The sequence below is a fragment of the Candidatus Nanohalovita haloferacivicina genome (assembly GCF_029232205.1).
GTDB lineage: Archaea > Nanohalarchaeota > Nanosalinia > Nanosalinales > Nanosalinaceae > Nanohalovita > Nanohalovita haloferacivicina.
In genome coordinates this window covers 507681-527645 of the sequence record NZ_CP107255.1, presented here as the reverse complement: position 1 = coordinate 527645, position 19965 = coordinate 507681, and the positions used below count along the sequence as shown (strand labels likewise).

28 protein-coding genes and 1 tRNA gene are annotated in these 19965 nt (G+C 44.6%); 22 read left to right on the top strand and 7 right to left on the bottom strand.

The features are described from left to right. The first annotated feature begins 42 nt into the window (after positions 1–42). A complete protein-coding gene (locus HBNXNv_RS02940) occupies positions 43–2379 on the top strand; it encodes a DUF262 domain-containing protein (RefSeq protein ID WP_347720193.1) in 2337 nt (778 codons plus the stop codon). 208 nt (positions 2380–2587) lie between these two features. Here the strand turns inward: HBNXNv_RS02940 and HBNXNv_RS02935 are convergent. Then, positions 2588–2716: transfer RNA gene (locus HBNXNv_RS02935), tRNA-Ile, on the bottom strand. A 226-nt stretch (positions 2717–2942) separates the two neighbouring features. Between HBNXNv_RS02935 and HBNXNv_RS02930 the strand changes: the two genes are divergently transcribed. From HBNXNv_RS02930 to HBNXNv_RS02855, 16 genes are all read left to right on the top strand, one after another. Continuing rightward, the gene (locus tag HBNXNv_RS02930) at positions 2943–3653 is read left to right on the top strand and encodes an archaeal proteasome endopeptidase complex subunit alpha (RefSeq protein ID WP_347720192.1); all 711 of its coding nucleotides are present in this window, start codon (positions 2943–2945) and stop codon (positions 3651–3653) included. Positions 3654–3729: 76 nt separating this feature from the next. Then, the gene (locus HBNXNv_RS02925) at positions 3730–4410 is read left to right on the top strand and encodes a ribosome assembly factor SBDS (RefSeq protein ID WP_347721344.1); all 681 of its coding nucleotides are present in this window, start codon (positions 3730–3732) and stop codon (positions 4408–4410) included. Continuing rightward, positions 4411–4875, top strand: a complete 465-nt coding sequence (locus HBNXNv_RS02920) for a YbaK/EbsC family protein (protein ID WP_347721343.1) — start codon at positions 4411–4413, stop codon at positions 4873–4875. Positions 4876–4973: 98 nt separating this feature from the next. Beyond that, positions 4974–5666: an exosome complex RNA-binding protein Rrp4 gene (rrp4, locus tag HBNXNv_RS02915; RefSeq protein WP_347721342.1), complete on the top strand. Its 693-nt coding sequence runs from the start codon at positions 4974–4976 to the stop codon at positions 5664–5666. After that, entirely contained in the window at positions 5666–6418 is a 753-nt protein-coding gene (locus HBNXNv_RS02910) for an exosome complex component (protein WP_347721341.1), read from the top strand. The genes rrp4 and HBNXNv_RS02910 overlap by 1 nt, the downstream gene beginning before the upstream one ends. Next, on the top strand, positions 6418–7203 hold the full coding sequence (gene rrp42, locus HBNXNv_RS02905; RefSeq protein WP_347721340.1) for an exosome complex protein Rrp42: 786 nt from the start codon (positions 6418–6420) through the stop codon (positions 7201–7203). The genes HBNXNv_RS02910 and rrp42 overlap by 1 nt, the downstream gene beginning before the upstream one ends. Before the next feature lie 101 nt (positions 7204–7304). After that, positions 7305–7565, top strand: coding sequence for an eL43 family ribosomal protein (locus HBNXNv_RS02900; protein ID WP_347721339.1), 261 nt, complete (start codon positions 7305–7307; stop codon positions 7563–7565). Continuing rightward, the gene (locus HBNXNv_RS02895; RefSeq protein ID WP_174603351.1) at positions 7562–7702 is read left to right on the top strand and encodes an Rpo12/RPC10 RNA polymerase subunit family protein; all 141 of its coding nucleotides are present in this window, start codon (positions 7562–7564) and stop codon (positions 7700–7702) included. Before HBNXNv_RS02900 ends, HBNXNv_RS02895 begins: the two co-directional genes overlap by 4 nt. Then, positions 7699–7911, top strand: coding sequence for a hypothetical protein (locus HBNXNv_RS02890; protein WP_347721338.1), 213 nt, complete (start codon positions 7699–7701; stop codon positions 7909–7911). The genes HBNXNv_RS02895 and HBNXNv_RS02890 overlap by 4 nt, the downstream gene beginning before the upstream one ends. An 11-nt stretch (positions 7912–7922) precedes the next feature. Further along, entirely contained in the window at positions 7923–8252 is a 330-nt protein-coding gene (locus HBNXNv_RS02885; protein WP_347721337.1) for a prefoldin subunit beta, read from the top strand. 24 nt (positions 8253–8276) lie between these two features. Beyond that, the gene (locus HBNXNv_RS02880) at positions 8277–8525 is read left to right on the top strand and encodes a UPF0147 family protein (RefSeq protein WP_347721336.1); all 249 of its coding nucleotides are present in this window, start codon (positions 8277–8279) and stop codon (positions 8523–8525) included. An 88-nt stretch (positions 8526–8613) separates the two neighbouring features. Further along, positions 8614–8988, top strand: coding sequence for a cell division protein SepF (locus HBNXNv_RS02875; protein WP_347721335.1), 375 nt, complete (start codon positions 8614–8616; stop codon positions 8986–8988). Beyond that, positions 8985–9323, top strand: coding sequence for a DsrE family protein (locus HBNXNv_RS02870; RefSeq protein WP_347721334.1), 339 nt, complete (start codon positions 8985–8987; stop codon positions 9321–9323). Before HBNXNv_RS02875 ends, HBNXNv_RS02870 begins: the two co-directional genes overlap by 4 nt. Positions 9324–9384: 61 nt before the next feature. Next, positions 9385–9969, top strand: coding sequence for a hypothetical protein (locus HBNXNv_RS02865; protein ID WP_347721333.1), 585 nt, complete (start codon positions 9385–9387; stop codon positions 9967–9969). Positions 9970–10024: 55 nt separating this feature from the next. Then, positions 10025–11164, top strand: a complete 1140-nt coding sequence (thiI, locus tag HBNXNv_RS02860) for a tRNA uracil 4-sulfurtransferase ThiI (RefSeq protein ID WP_347721332.1) — start codon at positions 10025–10027, stop codon at positions 11162–11164. Positions 11165–11200: 36 nt separating this feature from the next. Beyond that, positions 11201–12412: an MFS transporter gene (locus tag HBNXNv_RS02855; protein WP_347721331.1), complete on the top strand. Its 1212-nt coding sequence runs from the start codon at positions 11201–11203 to the stop codon at positions 12410–12412. 22 nt (positions 12413–12434) lie between these two features. Here HBNXNv_RS02855 and HBNXNv_RS02850 read toward each other — a convergent pair whose 3' ends face one another. Next, on the bottom strand, positions 12435–12896 hold the full coding sequence (locus HBNXNv_RS02850) for a hypothetical protein (RefSeq protein ID WP_347721330.1): 462 nt from the start codon (positions 12894–12896) through the stop codon (positions 12435–12437). Between the two features lie 56 nt (positions 12897–12952). Here HBNXNv_RS02850 and HBNXNv_RS02845 point away from each other — a divergent pair, with 56 nt between their 5' ends. After that, positions 12953–13531, top strand: coding sequence for a hypothetical protein (locus HBNXNv_RS02845; protein WP_347721329.1), 579 nt, complete (start codon positions 12953–12955; stop codon positions 13529–13531). Positions 13532–13555: 24 nt separating this feature from the next. Here HBNXNv_RS02845 and HBNXNv_RS02840 read toward each other — a convergent pair whose 3' ends face one another. Next, entirely contained in the window at positions 13556–14752 is a 1197-nt protein-coding gene (locus HBNXNv_RS02840) for a redox-regulated ATPase YchF (protein ID WP_347721328.1), read from the bottom strand. Positions 14753–14838: 86 nt separating this feature from the next. Between HBNXNv_RS02840 and HBNXNv_RS02835 the strand changes: the two genes are divergently transcribed. The 4 genes from HBNXNv_RS02835 to HBNXNv_RS02820 are packed head-to-tail and all read left to right on the top strand — an operon-like array spanning position 14839 to position 16844. Further along, the gene (locus HBNXNv_RS02835; RefSeq protein WP_347721327.1) at positions 14839–15540 is read left to right on the top strand and encodes an endonuclease/exonuclease/phosphatase family protein; all 702 of its coding nucleotides are present in this window, start codon (positions 14839–14841) and stop codon (positions 15538–15540) included. A 40-nt stretch (positions 15541–15580) separates the two neighbouring features. Further along, on the top strand, positions 15581–15976 hold the full coding sequence (locus tag HBNXNv_RS02830) for a hypothetical protein (protein ID WP_347721326.1): 396 nt from the start codon (positions 15581–15583) through the stop codon (positions 15974–15976). 36 nt (positions 15977–16012) lie between these two features. Beyond that, positions 16013–16396: a DUF4186 family protein gene (locus tag HBNXNv_RS02825; RefSeq protein ID WP_347721325.1), complete on the top strand. Its 384-nt coding sequence runs from the start codon at positions 16013–16015 to the stop codon at positions 16394–16396. 46 nt (positions 16397–16442) lie between these two features. After that, positions 16443–16844: a hypothetical protein gene (locus HBNXNv_RS02820; protein ID WP_347721324.1), complete on the top strand. Its 402-nt coding sequence runs from the start codon at positions 16443–16445 to the stop codon at positions 16842–16844. On the opposite strand, the gene hisS is transcribed toward HBNXNv_RS02820, so the two are convergent. Genes hisS through HBNXNv_RS02800 form a run of 4 tightly spaced genes read right to left on the bottom strand, consistent with a single transcriptional unit; the run spans position 16822 to position 19794 of the window. Beyond that, a complete protein-coding gene (gene hisS / locus HBNXNv_RS02815; protein WP_347721323.1) occupies positions 16822–18123 on the bottom strand; it encodes a histidine--tRNA ligase in 1302 nt (433 codons plus the stop codon). The genes HBNXNv_RS02820 and hisS overlap by 23 nt on opposite strands. Further along, positions 18113–18922 (bottom strand): M14 family metallopeptidase, encoded by an 810-nt coding sequence (locus HBNXNv_RS02810; RefSeq protein WP_347721322.1) that lies wholly within the window; start codon positions 18920–18922, stop codon positions 18113–18115. The genes hisS and HBNXNv_RS02810 overlap by 11 nt, the downstream gene beginning before the upstream one ends. Positions 18923–18929: 7 nt before the next feature. Then, on the bottom strand, positions 18930–19553 hold the full coding sequence (locus HBNXNv_RS02805; protein WP_347721321.1) for a GNAT family N-acetyltransferase: 624 nt from the start codon (positions 19551–19553) through the stop codon (positions 18930–18932). Then, positions 19546–19794 (bottom strand): AbrB/MazE/SpoVT family DNA-binding domain-containing protein, encoded by a 249-nt coding sequence (locus tag HBNXNv_RS02800; RefSeq protein ID WP_347721320.1) that lies wholly within the window; start codon positions 19792–19794, stop codon positions 19546–19548. The genes HBNXNv_RS02805 and HBNXNv_RS02800 overlap by 8 nt, the downstream gene beginning before the upstream one ends. Positions 19795–19965 lie beyond the last annotated feature (171 nt).

Sequence of the window (19965 nt, the reverse complement as noted above, 5' to 3'; positions counted from 1 at the left end):
GTCATTCAGAAATATTTTAACTTTATTCAATAATATTCTGATGTGCCGTCAGACAAAACAAGATCAATAGGAGATTTTTTGATCGATTATTCAGGCAAAATAGATTCTACGGAAGTGGAGAGTGTTTCGCAGAGAAATTTAATGGATATATTTGATGAAGATAGTACTCTCAAGATCAAAAGGAAACCTTTACTCGAAGTACTTGGTGAAGACTTCCTAGTTCCACGTTACCAAAGATTGTATTCTTGGAAACTAGAACAGCATAAGGACTTATGGAATGAGATAGAAGAAATGTTGGATCTGGAAGTATTCTTTGCTCAGGAAAATGTTCAGCCAACTACAAAACTAACTGATGTATTCTTTGGGTCTATATTTATTGCAGACGTAGATGGAGATAGACTGGAAGTAATAGATGGCCAACAAAGAATAACTACTGTATTTCTTATTCTAAGCCTAATTAAGAAGAAATTAGAGGATCTAGAAGTCAATGGCGATCTTGAAACAATGAGAACTAACGCAGTTGACCAGATTGATAGGATGATCTTCCGTATTCCTGATGATCAACTCTCCAAAGAACCAGCCATAACCTATTCCGATGCCCATAACAACGAGTTATTCCTTTGCCTAATAGGTGACGAAAACGAGAAGAATGAGTGGCTAAAGAGCAGAAATGGTTCTGATGGTAGAAAATCAGATTCTAGAAAGGTTGAGAAGCTTGCAGAGAGATTAGGGACAGATGTTCCTTCTGAGAGCCCCGATCACATATATCATCCCGAATCTAATGAGAGGCTTCTACAAGGATTCGAATTTTACCAAGAAAAGATTTCAGAAAGACTTCTAGAGGCAAATTCAGACTCAGAGAAGGCTAAGATGTTAATCAACTTGAAGAATTATCTACTACGCTCATTTATCGTAGGGAGAGTCGAAATAATGTCGGATTCTTCGCCCGAATTAAGAATGAATATCTTTCAATCCTTGAATGATAGAGGCTTAGAACTTACTACTGTGGATTTGATCAGAGCTAGAATTGTTAATAGGTTTTACAGGGATGATGACGAAGATGAGTACGTAAGAATATGGGAACGGATAGTAAGAGACTTCGGTACTGATGATAAGGATATTCGGAGATTTATCAGGACTTACTTAGCCGCATACGAAGATGGAGTATCAAAGCTGGAGGAAATAGACAAAGATAATATCTTAGAGGCTTTCTCTCTAAAGGATAGAGATAGCCATGAAATTAGTTCTAAAATAGCGTCAATTGATGATGCTAAAAGGTTCTTGCAAGATCTTCAAAGACATGCAGAGCTTTACCTAGATCTTGTTGACTATGAAAGTGCTGAATTTGAGAATTTAGACGAGAAAAATACAAAAGATATTTTGAGAAGGCTAGGAAAGTTAGGTACTAGACAATGGCGACCTCTTATTTTAAAAGCATACTCTCATGTTGATGAAGACAGTTCAAAAGACTTCTTGAATTTGTTAGAAACTGTCGAAAAGATATTCCTACGACTAGCAATTTCAGAATATCGAGCTAATACTCTCGAGTCCACTTTCGTGGTTTCGGCACATAAACTGGACGAAAACCTGGAAAATAGTGTGAGTGTTCTTCTAGAAGAGGCTGAAGATGATCTTAGCGGATTATTCGGAACCGACTTTGTTGAGGTCCTAATTGGAAGTTCAAATCTTAGTTCTAACGCAGCAAGATTGATACTAGAGAAGGTTTCTGATCAACTTCTAGACAAAAACAATGCAGGTAGGCCGATCCAAGAAGAGATAGTGATGAAGAATACAGAGCTAGAACACATCTTACCTCAGACTTTCGTCAGAGAAGATTCGGATGATCCATTAGTATGGTGTAGAAACTTCTTTGCGAGTACTGATATAACTCTAGAGTCTGTTGATAGAGGTACGGAGGCTTATCAGCTCATCAAAAAAGAGTTTATAGAAGATATGGCTAACATGATTCTTCTAAAAGATGTAGATAATAGTGCGAGCGGTAATAAGCCGTTCTCCAAGAAGATCAACTACTATTACCAAGATGACTACTTTGAAAACATACCTACTAACTGGTACTTTACCGGTTCGAATCCAGATTTTTCAGAGGATATGCTCGATGCTACCGGCTCTGAAGATGAGTTCTGGAACGCATACTGGAATCATGAAAACTTCCTCAAACGTCGGTCAGAACTTTTCGCCAAAATACTGTTCATCCTCGCTGTCAAGGAAGATGAGTTTTCCGACTTCATAGATGTCGAAGAAAACAGAATTAGGCCACAAGACAGCTTGAAAGATAGCAATGATAATGAAATAGGTTCTCGACTTGAGAGACTTGATTTCGAGCTCGAAGCTGATGGGAAACTGATTACCAACGAATAAAGGAAGTTTCAGTATGTTGTCCATCAACATCCTCACTTTTCACCGATCACTTCTACACCACAGAGTATAGAATCCTCAGATGCTCTCTACACTCTCCATCATCTTATAGACATTCTCCAAGCCCGCCATGAATTTTCTTAGCGACTGAGGAGTAATGCTTATTTCGCAGGCCTGTGAGAAAATCAATTCAACCAAACATGTTGTTGGATGGTCCACCCGGGATTCGAACCCGGGACCGCCGCCTCTCTTCGAGGCCATCACACAGGCCATCTCTAGCAACGTTTTTCTGTATGAGGTCCGTATAAGGACGGTGCTCTAACCCCTGAGCTAGTGGACCGAACGAAAAAATTCGTTCGAGTGATTAAAACCGATTCAGGGAATCGGATTTTAGTATCTACAGTCGAGGCCTCTGGAGGCCTGTTCATCCTGTTATATTGGTGTTTGATGTGGTAATCTAAAAAAGGCTTTCTTGACCGGCCGATATTGCACTCAAGGTTCGGATCAGGTTAATAAATCTTCCATGGAATAGGTTTGTTGTAACGTTCTAAAGGTGAGAATAATTAATGCAGATGACTAATCCGAATCAGCAGCAATACGACCGTGGAATTACAACCTTTTCTCCAGATGGAAGGCTTTTCCAGGTTGAATACGCAAAAGAAGCAGTAAAGAAAGGTGCAACAGCTCTGGGAATCGTCTACGACGAAGGAGTTGTACTGGGTGCGACAAGAAGCACTCCAGAGCTACAGGTAAGGAATCCTGAGAAAGTATTCAAGATCGATGACCATATCGGTGTTGCAACTTCAGGACTTGTAGCAGACGGCCGCACACTTGTCGAAGAGGCAAGAAACGAGGCCCAGAAATACTTGATGACCTACAGCGAGGACATTCCAATCAGCAACCTCTCAAAGTTTGTAGCTGACAGATGCCAGCAGTTCACACAGTACGGAGGAGTAAGGCCTTACGGACTGGCAACTATCGCAGGCGGAGTAAAAGACGGCAAGGCAGAAGTCTACCAGACAGATCCTTCCGGAACGCTAAGCCAGTGGAACGCAATTGCAATCGGAAAAGGTGGCAGCGAAGCCCGAGAATACCTCCAGGAGAACTGGGAGGAAGGCCTTTCCCGTGAAGACGCAATTGAACTAGCTCTTGAAGCACTCAAGGAAGGAGAGGACGACATTGAACTGAAGAACGTTGAAATGGGAACAGTCGACGAAGAGAACCAGTTCAACAGAATGTCTCCAGACCATCTTGAGGAAGAAGGCTTCGAGCTGTAAACTCCCACATATTCATTTTTCCATCAATTTTTCTCTTCAAAAAACTGTTTAAGAATAGCAGCCAATTAACTTTTCTATGGATACTTCTGACGCCATCAAAGTACGTTACCAGGATTACGAAATTCTAGTTGACCCAGACCTTGCTAAAGAGGCCAAACTCGAAGGCAAAGAACATGAAATCCAGAGACTTCTATTCGTACAGGAAGTATTCAAGGACGCCGACAAAGGAGAAAGAGCGTCAGCAGAAGACCTGGAAAACGACTTCGATACTCGTCAGGTAATGCAGGCCGCAGATGAAATATTCCAGAAAGGAGAGATGCAGCTGACCACAGACCAGAAAAAAGAGATGCGGGAAGATAAGAGAAAACAGATAATCAACATGATCGCACGCAGAGCTATGGACCCGAAAACAGGGAACCCACACCCACCGCAGAGAGTAGAAAATGCACTGGAAGAAGCAGGATTCCATGTAGATGCAATGGTTGATGTAGAGGAACAGTTTGACGAGGCCATAGAAAAAATAAGGCCTATCATCCCGGTCTCACTGGAAGAGAAAACAGTCGGAATAAAGATACCGAACGACAAGGCAGGAAAGGCCTACGACTTGCTGAAAAGAAAGGCAGATATGAAAGAGGAACAATGGGGCAACGAATACTTCATGGCCAAGATCAGGCTTCCGGCAGGAGCCCTAACAGAACTAATGGAAGAACTACAGGAAATGACCGGCGGCCAGGTACAGATGAGCGAGGAAGCATAGATGCACCCAACAGCAGAAAAATTCCTGGACAAAGCAGAGAAAGAATACGACTTCAGCCCGGAAATCAAGGAGTTCCCAGAAGGAACAAAGACAGCGGAAGACGCAGCAAACGCCATCAATTGCGAGATAGGGCAGATCGTCAAAAGCCTGGTATTCGAATCAGAAAAAGGCCTCTACCTTGTTCTATGCAGTGGAGAAAACAGCGTTGATACAGAGAAACTGGCTATGAGAACTTCTTCACAAAATATAGGCATGGCCTCCCCAGACACCGTCAAAGAAGCTACCGGATGGAGTATCGGAGGAGTCCCACCACTCAACTCTGAGATGGAAGTTTTCATCGATGATTCTCTACTGGACTACGATACTGTATGGGCTGCAGCAGGTACTCCAGAGGCCGTTTTCAGTATAGGCCCTGACAGGCTTGTATCTCTTTCTGAGGCCTCTATCGAGACCTTCTTCGATTAGAAACAGGTATTTAAAGATTGCCGGAGCTTTTCTTTTTATAAAATCACATTCTTTTTGTGTGGAAAGTTGAACGAAAAATAAATTGAGGTAATAAGTTTATGTCACGTGTAAAAGACGATAACGATCTAGTCGTACCTGGAGATGTTGTGTTTGAAGGTTCTAACCTTTATGCAAACCAGGGTACGTATGAAGAAAACGATAAAATCTATGCAGAAAGCATCGGCGTTGTACGTTACAGCGGCCAAGGTGTAGAAGTTGTTCCAATGTCAGGAAGATACATTCCTGAAGAAGGAGACGTAGTAATCGGAGAGATTTCTCGAGTCAGCTACTCAAGATGGACAGTTGACCTGAACTCGCCGTACGACGGAACACTTGGAATCAGCGATGCAACAGAAGAATACGTTGATCTTGACGAAGACGACCTAACAGACTTCTACGCAGTAGGAGACACAGTAGTCGTCAAAGTTGACTCAGTAAGCGAGTCAATGGACGTCGACCTATCAATGAAAGACCGCAGATGCAAAAAGTTGCACGGTGGCCGAGTAATAGAGATCGCACCAGCCAAAGTACCACGAGTAATCGGAAAAGGCGGTACAATGGTACAGCAGGTCAACGACAAAACAGACTGCAACATAATCGTAGGCCAGAACGGACAGGTATGGATCAAAGGAGACAACGCCAACCTGGCAGCAAGAGCCATCAAGAAGATCGAACGCGAGGCTCACACACAGGGCCTCACAGACAGAATGGCAGAATGGCTTGACTCAGAACTAGAGAAGGTGAATCAATAATGACAGCATCAAAGGAAGACATTGAATGGTTTGACGAAGAAGGAAAACGTGTAGACGGAAGAGAAAAAGACGAGTACAGAGAAACAACAATGGAAATCGGAGTACTCGACGAAGCCGACGGAAGCGCAATGGTAGAATGTGGAAACACACGAGTAGTCGCATCCGTATTCGGCCCACAGGACCTACACCCAAAACACCTTCAGGAATCAGATCGTGCAGTAATCAAGATGCGGTACAACATGGCACCATTCAGCGTAGACGACAGAATGAGGCCAGGACCAAACAGAAGAGCCAAAGAAATCGGCCTGGTAGCCAAAAGAGCACTTGAACCAGTACTTGAACTGGAAAGATTCCCAAAAGCAGGAATCGACATCTCAATGGAAATCCTCGAATCTGACGGAGGAACAAGAGTAACAGGAATCACAGCAGCAAGCCTTGCACTAGCAGACGCAGGAATCCCAATGAAAGGAATGGTATCAGCAATGGCATCAGGAGTAGTAGACGACACACCAGTACTCGACGTCAACGGGAAAGAAGACAAGGAAGGAAACGCAGACATCCCGATCGCAGTCATCAACTACGAAGACGAAGAAGAATCACAGGAAATCACACTCCTACAGATGGACGGAGACCTCACAAAAGAACAGGTCGACGAATGCATCTCACTAGCCAAAAAAGGCTGCAGAGACCTCTACGAGGAACAGAAACAGGCCATCCTAGAAACCTACGAATCAATCAGAGGTGAACAATAATGAAGATCAACCAGAAGACAATCAGAAAGATCATTGAAGACGAAGAAAGACTCGACGGCAGAGGCCTCGAAGAATACAGAGACATAGAAATCGAAACCAACTGGGTACGCGAAACAGCTGAAGGATCAGCAAAAGTAACAATAGGAAACACCCAGGTACTTGTAGGCCTATCAGTCGACGTAGAAGATCCTTACGACGACAGACCTGACCAGGGAACCATCGTAACCAACGCAGAGCTAGCCCCAATGGCAGCACGCGAATACGAATCAGGCCCACCACAGGAACCAGGAGTCGAGCTTGCAAGAGTAGTAGACCGTGGAATCAGAGAAGCAGAAGCAGTAGACCTAGAAGAACTCTGTATTGAAGAAGGAGAGAAAGTCTACACACTCTTCATCGACGTCCACGTACTCAACGACGACGGCAACCTGATCGACGCATCAAGCCTTGGAGCAATGGCAGCACTCAAAACAGGATTCATCCCTGTATACGACGAAGAGGAAGGTCTGAAGAGAGACGAAAAGGCAATGGACGTCCCACTACAGTACGAGCCAGTTACAGTAACAGGCCGCAAGATCGAGGACAAACTACTCTGGGACACAACCAGAGATGAAGAAGAAGCCCTTGACGCACGACTAACAGTATCCATCAAGAAAGATGGAAACGTAGTCGCAATGCAGAAAGGAGAAAGACAGCCTTACAGTCAACAGGAAATCAGAGAAACAATCGACAAGGCTGAAGAAAAAACCGAAGAAATCCGCGAGCTTCTAGAAGAAGCTTGCAACTGAAGAGGAAAATCAACCCTCTTCAAAGTGGGAAAAGCCTACTTCTCCAACAGGAGAATAAAAAGCTTTTCTCACATTTTATCTTTTATTCAAAGTGATAAACAATGGCTGAAAACAGATCATCCAAAAGATTCGGATCTCGTTACGGAAACAGAATTCGCAAAAACGTAGACGAGGCCGAGAAAGGAGAAGAAGACTACGAAAGAGTAGCCGCAGGAATTTGGAAAGACAAAGAAACAGGAGAAATTGTCGCAGGCGGCGCATACCGCAAAGATACAGGCGGAAAAGAAATGCTTAACAAAGCACTCGAACTCGAAGGCGGAATCGAAGAACTCGAAGAAGCCAAAGAGGAGATCGAAGAATGACCGCATACAAATGCGTAAAATGCGAGGAAGAAGTAGACATCGACCCAGTAAACGAGAAAGTAATCTGTCCAAAATGCTCGCACCGCGTACTCCTCAAGATGAGGCCTGAAGACACCGACCGTGTCGAAGCAGTATGAAATCAACGATAGAAATAGACACAGAACGGCCTTCAGAACACAAACAGATACTTGCCCAAAGCCTTACCAGCAATCAAAAAGTCCAGTACCAGCTCCAAGCTGAAAAAGACTCACTGATTGTTGAGGTACAGGCGGACGGCATCGGCCCTCTAAGAGGGTGCACAGATACAGTATTCAGGCTTACAAGCCTGGTAAAAAAACTATATTAGGTGAACTATTCATGGAAGAAGACGCACAGCAGATGATGATGGAAATGCAGCAAACTCAGCAAAGACTACAAGAGGTTGCTGTTCAGAAAGAAGAAACTCAGGACGAACTAGACGGAATCAACAAATCTCTAGAAGAACTTGAGAAAGACGAAGACGGAGAGGTATACCAGGAAGTTGGAAACATTCTCGTCGCAAAAGACCGAGACCAGCTAAAGGACGACCTTGAAGACAGAAAAGAAGATCTAGACGTAAGAAAAGAAAGTCTGGACAAGAAAGAAGAAGAACTAAGAGAAAAACTTCAGGAAGCACAGAGCCAGATTACACAGAGCATGGGCCAGTAAGGCCTGAAAACTTGGTGATAGACAATGCCATCAGTTGAAGCAGTTACAGACAGGATGAGGGATCTAGCCGAGAAAGATGGCGTCCCATCAAACATTTCAGACCTACTGGATGAAGCAGTAGAAACCCTACAGGAAGAAGACAAGGAACTTTCCGTAAGGGTCAACACTGCATCTTCACTGCTTGATCAGATCAGCAATGATCCTAACATCAAGCAGCACACCAGGACCGAGATATGGAACCTGGCCTCCAAGGTTGAAAGCCTGGAGGATTAAAATCCTTATTCTCTATTTTTCTACAGCCGTTTTTGAAAAGGTATAAAAGTTCCAGAGAACCAAATTTTAACCAAGAGGTAATTAAACTATGCCGCTAGGATTTCTGAAAAAAGAAGGGGAAAACGAAGACACCGAAATAATGAGCGAGGACTTCGTTGAACTGGACGCAAACATGTCTGAAAACAATAGTAAAGTAGTGATCAAGGCAGAAACACTGAAAGAATACGACGACGCAGAGAAAGTTCAGGAACACCTGCGCAACGACCACATCGTATGGGTCAACATCGCACCGCTCAAAGAAACTGACATGACCAACCTGAAAAGAGCAGTCAAAAAGCTCAAGAAAACCGTCAAATCAATCGACGGCGACATGGCAGGAGTAGACGAGCACTGGATCGTAGTATGTCCAAACTACGCAGAAATCCAGAGAAGCGAAGAAACACAACAAGCCGGCGGTCAATGAAAACCGTCATCCACATTTCCTCCAATAATTCTGACAAAATTGCGGAAGCAGTAGCCAACGCCCGCAACCTATTACAGGACCCCACAGTAGAAGACCCGGAAATAGCAATACTTCTCAACGCAGACGCAGTAAAAGCAGCCAGAAAAGACTCGGCAGCAGAAAAATACTTCCAAGAACTACTTGACAAAGAAGTACAGATCAAGGCCTGCAACAACTCACTGGAATCAAGAGAAATTAAAGAGAAAGAACTACTTCAGCGAGTAGAGGCCGTGCCATCAGGCATAGGAGAACTCACAAAACTCCAGACAGACGGATACGCATACATAAGGCCTTAAGTTCGAAATAGATCGAACAATATAATATTCTTTTAAACAGTTCCGCAGCCTATCAACAAGTATGAAAACTAAAGCACTACTCACGGCAACAATACTACTATTCGCAACAGGCCTCGCAACATCCGTAGTCGGAGGCCCAAACGCATCAGATGGAGAATACGCGATCACAAGTACGGGATCATCAGCATCAAGCACTACGTCTGTCGGGCCTAACGGCACAGAGTACAGCACACATTTCTCGGTGACAGGATCTAACTACAATAACCAGACAGGAGTTATCAACTCCAGTCAGGACAACATGACCTACAGATTCAATGGAAGCATCGAAACCAATGATGCCTGCTTCAACGTCAAACACTCGGTCAACGAAACTGGAGAAAACCAGTACACATTTGACATCGTATCACAGGAAGAAGATGGAGCATGCATCCAGCCAATCACATACCACAGCTATCAGGCCAGCTTCCAGGCAGAACAACCTTACAAACTGACAATCACACACGACGGAGAAACAGTAGACACATTCACACATCCAGACTACACAGAGAACTCCGGCAACAACAATAATAATCAGGATGGAGATACTGGAGGAGTCAGAGGCCCTATCGCAAGCTTCCTCAACTTCCTTTCCGGACTTTTCCGATAACCCTCCGACCTCAATTTTTTCTTCTTTTTAACTTTCAACACCTAGTTCTTCAAATATGACAGAGGAAAACCAGGTTCTCATCAGATACGGAGAAATAGGAACTAAGTCCAGGCCTGTACAGAAAGAGATGCTGCAGACACTCAGGCAGAGAGTGCAGGACAAACTCGAATACGAAGAAATAGAGACTGAAAAAATATCTCAGAGAAAAGGCCGGGTAATAGTAGAGACAGAAAACACCGGTGAAACAGTAGAGGCCCTCAAAAACCTGCCAGGAATAGTATCGATCTCACCCGCAGTGAAGACAGACTCCAGCATTGATTCAATCAAGAAGGCTTCGGAAAAGTTTGAGTACGGGGAGACATTTGGTGTAGATGCGACCACTGCCAGCAACCCGATTTCCTCAATGGATATAAATAGAGAAGTTGGAAGCCACGTGGAAGAGTTCACAGGCTCATCAGTAGATCTTGACAACCCTGAAACCTGGCTGGGCATAGAGGTCAAGGAAGACGAGACCTTCCTATTCACCAGAACAGTTTCCGGGCCAGGAGGACTACCTGTAGGCACCCAGGACGAGTATCTTTCACTTGTCAGCGGAGGAATCGACTCACCAGTAGCCACCTACAAAATGATGAAAAGTGGGGCAGACATCACACCAATTTACTTCTACAACAAACCAATCGCCGCCGAAGACCACCTACTGAGATTTGAGGCCGTGCTCGACAAGATCAGAGAATACCATCCAGGAAAGAAATGGAACTACTACATCGTCGACATGGAAGAAGTCAACAACAAGCTGATGGAAGTAGGAAAAGGCCGCATGATACTCCACAGAAAAATAATGTTCAAAGTCGCAGAAAAAATAGCGGAAAAAGAAGGCCTCCGCGGCCTGGTAACAGGAGAATCACTCGGCCAGAAATCAAGCCAGACAGCCAGAAACATGGAAAACACATCCTCAGAAATAAAGAAACCGTTGATGAGGCCTCTGCTAACAGACTCAAAAAACGACATAACAGAAAAGGCCCGCGAAATAGGAACCTTCGAGCTCTCAGAGATAAATTCCGCCTGCAGATCACTGGCACCAGAAAACCCGGCCACGGAACTGAAAGAACACCGCCTCAAACAGCTGGAAGAGGAAATAGGGATCGATGAACTAGTGGAAAAAGCATTGCAGAGTACGGAGAAAAAAGAACTTTGAAAAACACATTAATCAATAACTAAATCAATACAAATTATGGAAAGTTCTAAAACCCTCAGAACGTTGTTTTTAACAGTTATAGCTGAAGTAATAAGCTTTGGAATACTTATACCGATCGTACCTCTTTTCTTCACAGAACCAAGCTCCTCATACTTCTTGCTGCCAGAAGGCCTATCCATCAATATGGGATACATACTGCTTGGCCTGCTAATCGGATTGTACCCTCTAGGACAGTTCATAGCAACACCTATACTCGGAGAAGTAAGCGATATCTACGGCAGAAAAACAGTAATCCAGCTATCTATAACCGGCACAGTAATCTCAACACTCATATTCGCCTACGGAATCATAGCAGCCAGCATACCAATACTCTTCCTATCAAGAATAATCAACGGACTAACAGGAGGGCTTATCTCAGTAGCGCAGGCCACTATCGCCGATGTCAGCAGCAAAGATGAAAAAAGCAAGAACTTCGGACTAATAGGAGCAGCTTTCGGAACAGGATTCATACTAGGACCGTTCCTCGGAGGCCTTCTCTCCTCAGATCTCCATCCATGGTTCTCCGCCACTCTACCATTCTACTTTGCAGCAACACTCTCAACAGCAAGCCTGATCTACTCAAGATACAAACTTGACGAAACAAGCCCCATGGAAGAAAAGAAAATTAACTGGAAAAAACCTCTCACCCAGCTAAAGAAAGGATTCCAGATACCTGGATTGAAAAAACTCTTCGGAGTCAACTTCTTCTACTTCTCAGGATTCGCATTCTTCACCACATTCATACCAGTATACCTGGTACAGAAATTCAACTTCACCCAGTTCAACACAGGAAACTTCTTCCTATACATAGGAATACTGGTAATCTTCGGCCAAACCATCCTAGTACCAAAAATATTTGCAAAATACCCTGAAGAAAAAGTAATGCCAATAACACTATTCCTGACAGGCCTATTCATATTCCTACAACCTATACCACAAAGCCTCATACCTTTCATGGCCGCAGTAACACTATTCTCTGTAAATAACTCACTCACACAGATAGCTCTAAACACTCTCGTATCAAACAACGCATCCGAAAAAGACCAGGGACTAGCCCTCGGAACAAACCAGAGCGTCAGAGCCCTCGCAAACGCAATACCCTCAATGATCTCAGGAATCGCAGCAGCACTATTCACACCAGCCATGCCATTAACAGTAGCAGGAATCCTGATCATGGCCACAGCAACCATCTACAGATACACAAACTAGGAAACCAAAAAAAAAAAAAACTCTAACTAGCTGACTCAAGGGCATCATAGGCCTGTTGCATATCCTCATAGGCCTCAATCAATTCTGTGGAAAAATCAATGATTGCACAGGGCGAAGGAGCTGTTTCATAATCAAGTACGCCCGGAGTTCTACTGCCCAAGTGAGGATCAATCTCCTTCAAGGCCTCAACCATGTGATCAAAACCTTCCGGATCAATGTTGATCTCGCCCTCTCTATCCTCAGCAAGAATAGTATCAGTCTCCGCATCCACAATATCACACTGAATAGGATACCTGATTCTTTCATCAGCAAAGAACTGATCGATCTGTTCCTCAGCACTCTCAAGATAACCGAGAGCATAATCAACATGAGTATCAGAAGAATCAGCGGCCTGTTCAGCAGTCAGAATAGCTCCCTGCAGATTATCAAGCCTGTCAAGAAGCTCGCCGCCCTCAAAAGTATACTCGATATCTGAAAGCCTCACACTACCCATGTACTCGAGTAAATGTTTTATTACTTCAACATTAAAGCCTGAATTGAATGGAAGAACCAGAAATACCATCACTAACCAGCTTCAACCAGGGGGAAGATGACTACGGAAACAAATGGGTAGTAGGAACATTCAGTAAAAACGGCACAGAACTTACGGCACAACAGTATGATGAAGGCTACTCCACTAGCTGGGACACATTTCACAACCTTGAAGGCATAGTGGAACAGTTCTCAAAGTACTATCAGATCAAAGGATCGGTCACAGTACAGGAAAGAGATGAAAGCGGAGGATTCCGACAGAGAAAATACAGGCTTGTAGAAGACCACGGAAACATAGATGACTACGAATTTGGAGATGAAATCCTGGCAGTCGACCTCAGCAGCAGAGACTTCGGAATAAACTGGCGGAAGAACGGAGAGGAACTTATCAAAAACGGATACACCTTCCCATACAACGTAACCGTATACGTAAACGAGGAAATAGATGATATTCCAGAACCATTCATGGAGCCAACATGGCTCGTGATGCCCACAACATCAGGCCCAAACGCAGACACCGAAACAGTAGACCAGCTAACACAAGACGCAGGAAAATTCATCAACCAGACAGACTGGATATTCGAATAAATGAACAGACAAAAAGAGGACGAACTAGTTCGAAGATATAATCTCTATAACATCGCCCTGCTCAAGCTCGTGATCAGCACCTATCTGACGGTTCTCCCTACAATCAACCGCATGAATAAATCCATCGCCTAGATCGCTGTGAATAGTATACGCAAAGTCCTTTGCAGTAGCATTCTCCGGCACAAGGAAACAGTCCGGCAAGATATTACCATGTTCATCGCCGAGGCCGTCAGCACCGCCAGGGAAGACAGCCATAACACCTAGCTCATCAAACAAGGCAGATTCCATCGCCTGCTGGACTCCTGTACCACCGTACTTCTCCATAAACTCTCTTATCTGATCAAGGCCTTTCTCCTTCTCTTCCGGAAGATCATCGGTTAGTATCTCAAACTCTTCATCTCCAGGATAGTAATCAACTACATCCTGCTCGGCAGCATTCTTCAAGGCCTTCTCTGCATGAGCACTGGCCGGCACAAAGTCAAGATGCTCGTATTCAGGATCAGAAGTAATTTCATCGTAGTTATTCTGAGCTTTCTCAGTATCCATTTTATTGGCCGCAATAATCATTGGCTTGGTCTCCTTCCTGATTGAACGGGCCAGATCATGTTTATCCTCATCATCCCATGTATCAGGATCCAGTTCAAGGCCTTCCTGTAAAATTAACTGTTTAATTTCGTTCTTGTTGGTCTTGAACGCTGACATCTGTTCGGCCAGCTCCTCCTCCAGTTTTATGTCCTGCTGCCGGCTCTTCGAATTATATCTTTCAATCCCTTTCTCCAGGATCTCAAGGTACCACATGTCAAGTTCTTCCTCAAGGAAATCGATATCTTTCCTTGGATCGTGGCCCTCAGTCGGCTCTCCCTCGATATCTGTCTCACCTGAGAAATCAACAATATGAATCAGTACATCGGCCTCGTTCAGATCGGTCAGGAACTTGTTACCAAGGCCTTTACCTTCGTGAGCTCCGGGAATCAATCCTGCGACATCCACAAGTTTGACAGGTACGTAACGGGTTCCATGATTACAGAATCCTACTCTTGGATCACATTCTTCGTCAAAGTCAGGTGCTGCACATTCTACCCGTACGTAGGCCTCTCCAACACTGGGATCAATGGTTGTGAAGGGATAGTTTCCTTCATCGACCGAGTTCATTGTGGCTGCATTGAAGAAAGTGGATTTTCCTACGGAAGGTTTACCGACTAAACCGATTTTGTAAGGCATGGAGAAAACTGGTGTAAGAAGATTTTTAACCCAAATTGTATTTATCGAATCAGGAGGAAACTAGGTTACACGTGAAGATAATATCTGTGAACGCAGGATACTTCCTCGGTTACAGCGGAAGACTTTCGAACTATCTCAGGCACCCACTGAGAACAGTCATAGGAGATTCCGAGATACAGAGAAATTCGAGGAAAGAATTCACAGAAATGATTGAAAGAGAAGGCCCTGACGCGGTTCTTCTACAGGAAGTTGACCAGGGCTCGATAAGAAGCTCAAGGCATTCTAACACCGAGGCCCTGAAGAACTCTCTTCCAGATAAATTCGACAGTTGCTCGCGAACAAAGTACAGCGGAGTACTCTCAAGGACACCTTTCTCAAGAAACATGTCAAACATGGTGGCCGCGACAGAAAAAGTTGAGAACCATTACCTGGATAAAGGAACGAAGTCTCTGGTACAGGAAATCCAGAAAGACTCTCTAAGCATTTTCTCAGTGCATCTGGCAAGATTCGGCAAAAAAGTAAGAAGAAAACAGATGAAGCAGATAAAAAATATCGCAGAACAGCGAGAAAAATACATAGTAGCTGGAGACTTCAACTTCATGAAGGCCTCTGAAATAGAGACAGCCAGAAAAATCTTCGACAAACATTTTCACGATGGAAAAACTTTTCCTGCAGACAGCCCGGAGAAACCTCTTGACATGGCCTTCAGCTCAGATAATCTGGACGTGGCCGTGACAACGCTGGAAGAGACATTTTCAGATCACAGGCCTATAAGAATAGAGATATAGGCGAAGAAGTTTTTATTCATCTCCGCGCATCATTTTTACTATGAGCAATTCTGAAGGCCAGATAAATCCTCCTGTAATGATTCTTGGAGCTATCATAATTGTAATTTCACTGACCTTCTACATACCGTCAATTTCAGACAGCTACCGGGCTGATCCTGGCCTTCTGAGCACGGTACTATTTGTTCTGTACGGTATATCGACTTTCTCTGGAGGATTCCTCCAGGGAGAATCAGAGTACATGCACTACATGATAGATATTTCTGCATCCGTAGGAGGAATCCTGATCGCGGTAGGTCCTCTAACCAATATTATCGATCAAGGCCTCTGGATAAAACTTACAGCAGTGGCACTGGTTTTTCTTTCAATCCCTTCAACACTGGCAACCTGGTATACAAGGGAGAAAAGTTTCGACTCCGATCTCTACTGGCCTAGCTAAGTTCAGGCTTAAATTATTTGAACGCCTATCTTAAATATGAGAAAGTTAAAACTCCCAGGAAGAGATAAGACAAGGCCTAGGCTGACAGAGGAGGATATTCAGCTGATTAAAGAGCTAGGCATCCCTGAGATAAAGGATCAGGCCCGAAGAATTGTAGAAAACAAGTTGAGGGAACAGCCTGATAATGATGGCCATCAGACGCCGTCAGCCGGAAACCCTGTATACAAGGCCATGCATGCATGCAACTCAGCTTCCAGAAAAGAGCTTTCCAGAGCTCATAGAATTCCTGCAGGCCCAGAGCTAAGTGATAAACAGATTGATGCTGTTGTAAATCTTCTTACCCGCTGGATTGTACGAGAATACAACTTTTTCAAGGAGGAAAGAAAAGAACAGCAGAAGAACCTTGGAGAGTTCGCCTAAGTTCTGCCGATTTTTAAATTTTGTAGCAGAACCTGTTACAGGGATCATGATTCAGGAATCTGAAAGTTTAGAGGCCTACTCAGGCTCTTTCTATGATGTGGATGTCGATCAGTGCGGGTTCTACGATGGAGCTGTAGCTATGGAAGAACTCTGCTACTGTGTTGGCGCAGTTTCAATCCATGAAGATGGCCTCTACGCCACACATATTTCTCCGGGAGAGATAGGAGGTTCTCCCGAACAGAAAATGGCAGAGTTTCAAGAAGGAGAGGAAACGTACGTATTCTCCGGCGCTAAATCAGATCAGTATGATCCTGAAACACTGAAAACAGTAATATCAGGCATAGAAGGAGAGTTCGAACTCCTAACAGCAAAAAACTTTGTAATAAATGAGGAAGGAGAGATTTTTGACAGAAAAGAAGAGGAAACTAGAAGAGGCCCTCTGATCTGAGATGCTCAAGCACTTCATCCCTACCTAGATTCTCCTCCTCACCAGAATCCATATGCTTCATAGTAACCTCATCGTTCTCCAAGTCACGTTCTCCAACAATCAAGACTCTTTTCGCATTCATGTCGTCAGCGTATCCTAACTGTGAGCCGAAACCTCTTCCGGCCAAGTCAGTCTCCACAGATAGGCCTTTCTTCCTCAACTTGGTCGCATAATCAAGGGCCACGTCTCTGACTGATTCGGACACTGTGAGTACGTAGACATCTGTCTCAACATCCTTCAGAGGATACCGATCCTCCTTCTTCAGAAGCTCGATCGTAGGCGAGTAACCGAAAGCAAATCCAACAGCCGGAACATCCCGATCACCGAACTGGCCAACCAGTTCATCGTAACGGCCACCGCCGAACAAAGCTCGTAGCTCTCCCTCAGAATCGAAGGCCTCGAACACAAGTCCTGTGTAGTATGCAAGGCCTCTGACAATTGATAGATCAATACGGCACATGTACTCAACACCGTAACTTTCCAGGGTCTCTCCAAGAGATTCCATTCTGTCAACAGATTTCTGAACTTCTTCAGGAGCTTTCTCCCTGAGATCATCTATCTGATCGAGGATAGGGCCTGAAATATCGGTGAGTTCGTCAACCTGTTCCGCATCCTCACGTGAAAGGCCTCTGTCCATTAGGTCTTCGAGAAACTCTTCTCTATCCAGTTTCTCCTTGTCATCGACAACTTTCATGGCCTCTTCTGTTTTTTCAATTCCATGAGATTCAAGGATTGACTCCAGAAGCTGTCTGTCGTTGATCAGGAATCTTACCCTGTCATCAAGATCCAGTTTCTGGTAGATCGTTGCTGCAGCCGCGATAACTTCGGCATCGGCCTCTACAGACTCGATTCCGAAAATGTCGAAGTCTCCCTGGAAGAACTCTCTGTCACGGCCTCTTGTCACATCCTCATACCTCCATCTCTTGGAGGTGTTGTACCATTTTACAGGAGTCTTCAGGTCCTTCCTTCTCTGAATCAATCGGGCGCGTGTAGGAGTCTCTTCGGGCACCAGTGTAATCTTGTTGTCGCCTTTATCCGTGAAAGCATACATTTCATCGGTCACGGAGTCCTCTTCTTTCTCCGTCCACAGTTCCTGGCGTTCAATACTTGGAGGATTCAACTCGCGGAATCCAAACTCCTCCGCAGTCTCACCTGCTACCTCCATCAGCTTTTTCCAAGTCGCCCACTCATCAGGATACCTGTCATAGGTACCTTTCAAACTCTCTAGATTAATTGCCATTTTTGATTACCTCTTGTTGATAGATTCTTTCCTCTACTTTTTCAAGTCTTACCGCCTTGAACCCGAAGATATCAGGATAACTTTCAGCGAACAGTACCGGGACAAAAGACTTGTCAGCCAATATTTCCTCACTACCGGATTTGGCCACAGTCTCTCCTTTCGAAACCTCCTGGAAATTCTCAACCGCAGCATTCCAATCTCCTTCAGGCCTATCTTCCACATCATAGACACTGAAAATCTCTGGCCTCGATTTGTTTGCTTCTCCTGCTAGGACTCCTTCATTAATCAGAAAGTCCTTCAAAACCTGGTAGGCCATTTCCGCTGATTCCTGGCTTCCTCGAGGCCCAGTCTCTACTTCAACACCTCCATAATGATTGATGCCGCAGCCAGGAGTGTAACTAATCTCTACCGCCTTATCCACACCTGTACTCTGCAATGTATCCATAGTCTCTTCGTCCATCCAGGTGAAGAGAGCGAAAGGCGTGGGAGCGGACCTGGTTTCATGCAGATCCAGTACTTTCGGCTCCTGCAATTCCTGCATCATTTCTGCCGCCAACCTCTCCTCGTAGCTATCGCTTTCAGAATCTCCAGGAAAACTCCGATTCAAGTCAGTGTCGATGAATCTTTCTCCCTGTTCATAGGCCTTCTCGTTCGCGAAGACGAACTTCACTCCTTTCCTGAAATCAGGTTTTTCATCCAGCAGCTTTTCTACTGCTTTCTTTCCCGCTACCTCATCACCGTGCGTACAGTAGACTACTGCAACTTCAGCCTTTCCAGGCCCTTTCTCTGTTACTTTCATGGATTCATCAGAACTCCTGGCCTAGGTAGATTCTTTCATCGCTTCCAGGTTTTCCAACAAACTCTACTTCCTGAGTTACAGGATCATTTTCTTCTCCCTGAAGGAACGCGCTGAAGCCCATCCTTCCATCCAGCCAGAGCTTCCCGCTGTTTTCTCCGCTCCATTGTGTTCTCTGCATTGCTCTGTCTAGATTATCTCTTTCCGCGGCTTTTCTGAGTGTACGGGCCTCTACCTGAGTTCCTATTCCATTGCCTCTGTAATCCGGGCTGACACCTACTTCGTCGATCATGAAGGTGCTGCCGTCATAGATATCAGGATTTACTTCCTCTAACCCATCCGGGAATTTCTCATCCACATCAACTTCGTCAGAATCAACTCTGTAGCCCCAGGAGAATCCTATAGGCTCGTCATTCAGTACTGCGATCGTTCCCTCATAATCCATTTCTGAAGTCCACTCCAGGAAATCATCGACAACTTCGTAATCCCAGTCCTCATCATAAGGAGAATTCTCCTCAGTGAAGACAGTCTGAAACAGGCCGATCAATGCATCCCTATTCCCCTGATCGTTCAAAGGGTACTCTGTTTCTGAAGGATCGAAACCAAAGTCCAGGTATTCAACCCGGTCACTCACTGAAAATCACCTCCAGAACCTCTCCATCAAAGCTGAAGCCCTCCACATTCTCCAGGCCTGAAAGAAAATCCAGGGCCTTGTCTCGGGAATCAAAGCTTTTCCTGACAACAGTTGAATCCTGAACTGAAAGAAAAACTTTCTGGCCTTCATCCAGATTAAGTCTATCCCTGATCTCGGAGGGAATAGTGATTCTTCCCTTGGAGTCAATTTTTGCGGAAAAGCATGGCGTGAAAACGGCCACCCTGAGTTGAGGAGGCCTGTTCGGTAGAGCTATAGCTGTCTAAAAGGTTTTGAGAATTATCTGAAACTTTTTCGTTCCCTCTCGATTGAGGGATGATCATAGTCACCTTGCATTGGTGTAATCTCCTTGAAAGAACAGTAGTTGAAAGAATTTTTATACAGCTTTGGGAAG